Below are 6,467 nucleotides of genomic sequence, written 5' to 3' on the forward strand. Positions count from 1 at the left end.
ATGGCCTCGCCGAGCTTCATCGAAGCCTGCGCCAGCGTGTTGGTCTTGGCCTTGATGGCCTCGGCATCGTCGCCCTTCAGCGCTTCCTTCAGATCGCTGACGGCATCCTCGATGGCGCGACGCTCGGTCTCGGCGACCTTCGAGCCATGCTCGGTCAGCGCCTTCTCGGTGGAATGCACCAGCGCATCGGCATGGTTCTTGGCGTCGACCGCCTCGCGGCGCTTCTTGTCGGCGGCGGCATTGGCCTCCGCGTCCTTGACCATCTTGTCGATGTCGGACTCCGACAGACCGCCGGAAGCTTGGATGCGGATCTGCTGCTCCTTGCCGGTCGCCTTGTCCTTGGCCGAGACGTTGACGATGCCGTTGGCGTCGATGTCGAAGGTCACTTCGATCTGCGGCATGCCACGCGGAGACGGCGGAATGCCCATCAGGTCGAACTGGCCGAGGATCTTGTTGTCGGCCGCCATCTCGCGCTCGCCCTGGAAGACCCGGATGGTGACCGCGTTCTGATTGTCTTCGGCGGTCGAGAACACCTGGCTCTTCTTGGTCGGGATCGTGGTGTTACGCTCGATGATGCGGGTGAACACGCCGCCGAGCGTCTCGATGCCCAGCGACAGCGGGGTCACGTCGAGCAGCAGCACGTCCTTGACGTCGCCCTGCAGCACGCCGGCCTGAATCGCAGCACCGATCGCCACCACCTCGTCGGGGTTGACGCCCTTATGCGGCTCCTTGCCGAAGAACTGCTTCACGACTTCCTGGATCTTCGGCATGCGGGTCATGCCGCCGACCAGCACCACTTCGCCGATCTCACCGGCGGTGAGGCCGGCATCCTTCAGCGCCTTGCGGCAGGGCTCAATGGTCTTCTCGACGAGATCCTGCACCAGCGCTTCGAACTTGGCGCGGGTCAGCTTCATCGTCAGATGCTTCGGACCGGACTGGTCCGCGGTGATGAAGGGCAGGTTGATCTCGGTCTGCGTGGTCGACGACAGCTCGATCTTGGCCTTCTCAGCGGCTTCCTTCAGACGCTGCAGCGCGAGCTTGTCGTTGCGCAGGTTGATGCCCTGCTCTTTCTGGAATTCGTCGGCCAGGTAGTTGACCAGACGCATGTCGAAGTCTTCACCGCCGAGGAAGGTGTCGCCATTGGTCGACTTCACCTCGAACACGCCGTCACCGATCTCCAGGATCGAGACGTCGAAGGTGCCGCCGCCGAGGTCATACACCGCGATGGTGCCGGCCTTGGTCTTGTCCAGGCCGTAGGCCAGCGCGGCCGCGGTCGGTTCGTTGATGATGCGCAGCACCTCGAGGCCGGCGATCTTGCCGGCATCCTTGGTGGCCTGACGCTGGGCGTCGTTGAAATAGGCGGGGACCGTGATGACGGCCTGGTCGACCTTCTGGCCGAGATGCGCCTCAGCGGTCTCCTTCATCTTCTGCAGGATGAAGGCGGAGACCTGCGAGGGCGAATAGGTCTTGCCGTCGGCCTCGACCCAGGCGTCGCCGTTGCCGGCTTTGACGATCTTGTAGGGGACGAGCTTCTTGTCCTTCTCGACCATCGGGTCGTCGTAGCGGCGGCCGATCAGGCGCTTCACCGCAAAGAAGGTCCGCTCGGGGTTGGTGACGGCCTGACGCTTGGCAGGCTGCCCGACGAGGCGCTCGCCATCATCGCTGAACGCGACGATCGACGGGGTCGTGCGCATGCCCTCGGCATTCTCGATGACTTTTGGCGTCTTACCGTCCATTACGGCCACGCACGAATTCGTGGTGCCGAGATCGATCCCGATGACCTTTCCCATGGTCTCATATCCTTCTTTTTGAAGCAGGTCGGGAGGGGCCCTGACGGCGCCCCATCCAAAACCCCCTCAGATCAAATGCTCGCGATATTGCGACGATGAGCCTCATATAGGAGGGGGGGACCGCCCCGCAAGGACCGGATTGCTACCTCTGGTACCGAAAACCCACGCATTTGCAGCGCCGCTGACAGGCGCAGGCGTTCGAGCAAAAACAGCGTCCTGATCGCCCATTGACGGAGCTTTGCGGCCCTGATCCGCAATGCCTGAAGCGTGCGCCACAGCCGGAACTTCAAATCGAGGGCACCGGCCTGTTGCTGGTCCAACAAACCCGTTAAAAGCGTCCGACCGAACGCCAGCCAATGTGGCGGAGAACGGCATTTGGTCAACGAGGCAGGTTTTTCATGATGCTTTTCCGATTGCTCACGGCGGCTGTCCTTGTCTCCGCCATGTTGCGGCCGGCCTTCGCCGCGGATGCCGTGTTTCCGCCGGGTGTGCGCGTCGGGCTCGCGCCGCTGGTGGGCTTAAGCGTCGCCAAGACATTTCCGGGATTTGAGACCGAGGACCATAGCGTCAAGGTGCTGCTGACCGAGCTTCCCGCCGCGGCCTATGGCGAGGTGAAGACCGCGTTCGCCGGCAATCCCGCCGGGACTGGCGGCGTCAAGCCCGAGAGTATCGAGACGTCGGCGGGCCTCGCTTATTACACCGTCGAGAACGGCAAGGATGGCAATGCGCCGGTGCGGCGCTATTCCATGATCCTGCCGGGAGGCACCTTCTCCGGCTATGTCGCCGTGCAGATCCCCGAGACCGCCAGCAAGATCTACACCGACGATGCGGTGCGCCAGATGTTCGCCTCCGCTGCGATCCGCAAGGAGGTCCCGGTCGACGAACAACTCGGCCTGATGCCGTTCCAGCTGACCGAGCGCGGCAACTTCAAGACCATCCGCACGCTGGCGCCCGGCGCGGCCCTGATCCTCGCTGATGGTGACGAGGCCAAGGGTTTTGAGGCTGCGCCCTTCATCGTGATCAGCATCATCAACGGTGCGCCACCGGAGCCGGGCGATCGCGCCCGCTTCGCCCAGCAGGCTGCAACCACGATCCCGGGCGTTCGCGACGCGCGAATCACGATGTCGGAGCCGATCCGGATCGACGGCCTGCCGGCCTATGAGACGCGCATCGACGCCACCAGCGGCAAGGACAATACCCCCGTGACCGTGGTGCAATGGCTGCGTTTTGGCGGCCCGAACACGCTGCGCATCTTCGGCAGCGCGCCGCGCGACCAGTGGTCGGACGCGTTCCCGCGCTTCCGTGCCGTGCGCGACGGCATCCAGCCGAGGGGCTGACGCGCGTCACTCTCTGGCGGGAGAAACGCGCTTTACGCCTGCCCGGCAAGCTGGTTTGCTGTGCCCATTTCCATAGGCAATGGGGGAAGCGCGATGTGGGATCGACGGCAGATTCTGGCGGGATTCGGCGCGGCCGGGCTTGCGACCGCAGCCGGGCGCGGCGCCTTCGCAGCGGATGCGATCAAGCCTGGCGAGACGGCGGCGCTGCTCGTGATCGACGTACAGAACTGCTTCCTGCCCGGCGGCAGCCTCGCCGTCAAAGACGGCGAACAGGTGGTGCCGATCATCAACAAGATCGCCAAAGCCTTCGGCAACGTCGTGATGACCCAGGACTGGCACACGCCGGCACATGTTTCGTTCGCTTCCAGCCATTCCGGCAAGAAGCCGTTCGAGGTGATCGACCTCGCTTACGGCAAGCAGGTGCTGTGGCCGGACCATTGCGTGCAGGGCACCGAAGGTGCGGCGCTATCCAAGGATCTTTCGATCCCGCAAGCCGAGCTGATCATCCGCAAGGGCTTCCACAATGACGTCGATAGCTACTCGGCCTTCACCGAGGCCGACGGCAAGACCAGCACGGGTCTCGGCGCGTATCTGAAAGCGCGCGGCATCGACCGTGTCTTCGTTGCCGGACTGGCCACCGATTTTTGCGTGGCCTGGACCGCGCTCGATGCGCGCAAGGCGGGCTTGGAGACCTATGTCGTCGAGGACGCCTGCCGCGGCATCGACACCCAGGGCTCGCTGGCCAAGGCCTGGGCCGACATGGCGGCGGCCGGCGTGAAGCGGATCAAGTCCGACGACATTGCGGCCTGATCCAAATGCAAACGCCGCGCATCACTGCGCGGCGTTTGTGGGTTTGTGACAAAAGTACGCGGTCAGCTCGCGCTGTTGGGCTCGTCATTAGCGGCTGCGGGTGCGCTCTTGGCGCCTCCTTTGGAGACGCCGACCAGCGCCGGGCGCAGGATGCGCTCGCCGATCGTGTAGCCGGACTGGACCACCTGCACCACGGTGCCCGACGGCACCGATGCGTCCGGCACCTCGTACATCGCCTGATGGAAGTTGGGGTCGAACTTCTGTCCTGCGGGATCGAGCTTCTTGACGCCGTTCTTCTCCAGTGTGGAGTGCAGCGAGCGCTCGGTGAGCTCGACGCCTTCGATCAGCGCCATGAGGCCGGGGTCCGCTGCCGCGCGGGTTTCCGCCGGCAGGGCGTCGAGCGCGCGCTGCAGATTGTCGGCGATGTCGAGCACGTCGCGAGCAAAGCCGGTGATGCCGTAGGTCCGCGCGTCCGCCACCTCGCGCGCGGTGCGCTTGCGCAGATTTTCCATCTCCGCCAGCGTGCGCAGCATCTTGTCGCGCGCGTCCGCGGCCTCCTTGGCCAGCGCCTCATTGGCGCCGGTCTCGGGATCATCCGGCATCACATAAGGCTTGGAGACGACGGGTTCGCTGGCCTGCGCCGGGTTCGCCGGATCATTCTTCTGCAGGTCGGGATCGGTCATGGATAGACTTCTCGCAAAATCAGCTGGAAAGGGGAGGAGTTGTCCGCCGGGATATCGTGCTTTAGATGGCGAAAATCAAGCGTAGCCTGCAACTGGCCCGGATCTCGCGAATTTGCGCGCGGCTCAGCCACCCAGGATGCGGCTGAGGATGCGTGCAGCGTAGTCGACGGTCGGGATCACTCTGGCATAGTTCAGCCGGGTCGGGCCGATCACCCCGAGCACGCCGACGATGCGGCCGGCAGCATCGGTATAGGGCGCCACGATGGTGGAGGAACCGGACAGCGAGAACAATTTGTTCTCGGAGCCGATGAAGATACGCACGCCCTCGGCGCTCTCGGCGCGGCCCAACAGGTCGATCACGCCGCGCTTGGTCTCGAGATCATCGAATAGCCGCCGCACCCGCTCCAGATCATCGAGCGCGTGCAGATCCTCCAAAAGATTGGCATGGCCACGGACGATCAGCTGCCGGTCCTCATTGTCGCCGCCTGACCAGCTTGCGATCCCCGCCGCAATCACCTTCTGGGTCAGCTGGTCGAGCTCGATGCGATCATGTCCCAGTGCAGTTTCGAGCTCGAGGCGGGCCTCGGCCAAGGTCCGGCCCCTGATCCGTGCATTGAGGAAATTGCCGGCCTCGATCAGCGCCGAGGTCGGTACCCCCGGCGGCAGGGCCAGCACCCGATTCTCGACCTGGCCGTCCTCGCCGACCAGCACGACCAGCGCCCGCTCCGGTTCCAGCCGCACGAACTCGATATGCTTCAGCCGCGAATTGGATTTGGCGGTCAGCACGATCGAAGCCGCCCGGGTCAGGCCCGAGAGCCGGGTCAGGGCCTCGTCCAGCACCGCCTCGACCGATTGGGCGCGGCCCACGGAGGCGAGTTGGCCTTCGATCGATTGCCGCTCGGCCGCGGTGAGATCGCCGACCTGCATCAAGGCATCGACGAAGAAGCGCAGGCCGAGTTCGGTCGGCAGCCGGCCCGCCGATGTATGCGGCGCATAGATCAGGCCGAGCTGTTCCAGATCAGCCATGACGTTGCGCACCGAGGCCGGCGATAGGGGAACCGCGATCAGCCGCGAAAGGTTGCGCGAGCCCACCGGCTCGCCGGTGGCAAGGTAGCTTTCGACGATCTGCCGGAAAATCTCGCGCGACCGCTCGTTGAGCTGCGCAAGCCCAGCCAACGGCGACAACAGATTGATCGGATCGTGCTGAGCCACCCGGTGTTTCCTCCCAACAGACGATTAATGTGTCGCTGCGGCAGCCCGGTGGCAAGCGGCTATGCAGAGATGCATAAGCCCTTGCCGCTGCTCCCTCACCCCCCTACAAGGCCCCAACCCCGATTTTTGCCTTTGTTCGGAGAATCCCCATGCGGCCGAGCCGCCGTGCACCCGACGAACTGCGCGCCGTGAGCCTGGAACGCGGCGTGGTGAAATATGCCGAAGGTTCCTGCCTGGTGAAGTTCGGCGACACCCATGTCCTGGTCACCGCGACCCTGGAAGAGCGGCTGCCACCCTGGCTGAAGGGGCAGGGAAGGGGCTGGGTGACGGCCGAATACGGCATGCTGCCGCGCGCAACCCTGGAGCGGACCCGCCGCGAGGCCTCCGCCGGCAAGCAGGGCGGCCGCACGGTCGAAATCCAGCGCCTGATCGGCCGCTCCCTGCGCGCCATCGTCAACCTCGAAGCGCTCGGCGAGCGGCAGATCACGGTCGACTGCGACGTGCTGCAAGCCGACGGCGGAACCCGCACCGCCTCGATCACCGGTGCCTGGGTGGCACTCGCCGACTGCATCACGTGGATGAAGGCGCGCAACATGATCAAGGCCAACGTGCTGCGCGACAATGTGGCCGCGATC

Annotated in this window: 6 protein-coding genes; 3 read left to right on the forward strand and 3 right to left on the reverse strand. The window is 64.7% G+C overall.

Going from position 1 to position 6,467, the window contains the following annotated elements; translation table 11 throughout:
* On the reverse strand, nt 1-1,790 hold a 1,790-nt coding region (gene dnaK / locus WA702_RS28085), incomplete at its 3' end, for a molecular chaperone DnaK (RefSeq protein ID WP_425113801.1).
* 398 nt (nt 1,791-2,188) lie between these two features.
* Between dnaK and WA702_RS28090 the strand changes: the two genes are divergently transcribed.
* Both WA702_RS28090 and pncA read left to right on the forward strand, forming a co-directional pair.
* Nucleotides 2,189-3,127 (forward strand): hypothetical protein, encoded by a 939-nt coding sequence (locus tag WA702_RS28090; RefSeq protein WP_425113802.1) that lies wholly within the window; start codon nt 2,189-2,191, stop codon nt 3,125-3,127.
* A 93-nt stretch (nt 3,128-3,220) separates the two neighbouring features.
* Nucleotides 3,221-3,937, forward strand: coding sequence for a bifunctional nicotinamidase/pyrazinamidase (pncA, locus tag WA702_RS28095; RefSeq protein ID WP_425113803.1), 717 nt, complete (start codon nt 3,221-3,223; stop codon nt 3,935-3,937).
* Nucleotides 3,938-3,999: 62 nt separating this feature from the next.
* On the opposite strand, the gene grpE is transcribed toward pncA, so the two are convergent.
* Both grpE and hrcA read right to left on the reverse strand, forming a co-directional pair.
* Nucleotides 4,000-4,620, reverse strand: coding sequence for a nucleotide exchange factor GrpE (gene grpE / locus WA702_RS28100; RefSeq protein WP_425113804.1), 621 nt, complete (start codon nt 4,618-4,620; stop codon nt 4,000-4,002).
* 123 nt (nt 4,621-4,743) lie between these two features.
* Nucleotides 4,744-5,832, reverse strand: a complete 1,089-nt coding sequence (gene hrcA, locus WA702_RS28105) for a heat-inducible transcriptional repressor HrcA (protein WP_425113805.1) — start codon at nt 5,830-5,832, stop codon at nt 4,744-4,746.
* Nucleotides 5,833-5,981: 149 nt separating this feature from the next.
* On the opposite strand from hrcA, the gene rph reads away from it, so the two are divergent.
* Nucleotides 5,982-6,467, forward strand: a 486-nt coding sequence (gene rph, locus WA702_RS28110; protein ID WP_425113806.1) for a ribonuclease PH, incomplete at its 3' end; no start/stop codon positions are given.

It is taken from the genome of Bradyrhizobium sp., from assembly GCF_049798375.1.
In the GTDB taxonomy this organism is placed as follows: Bacteria; Pseudomonadota; Alphaproteobacteria; order Rhizobiales; family Xanthobacteraceae; genus Bradyrhizobium.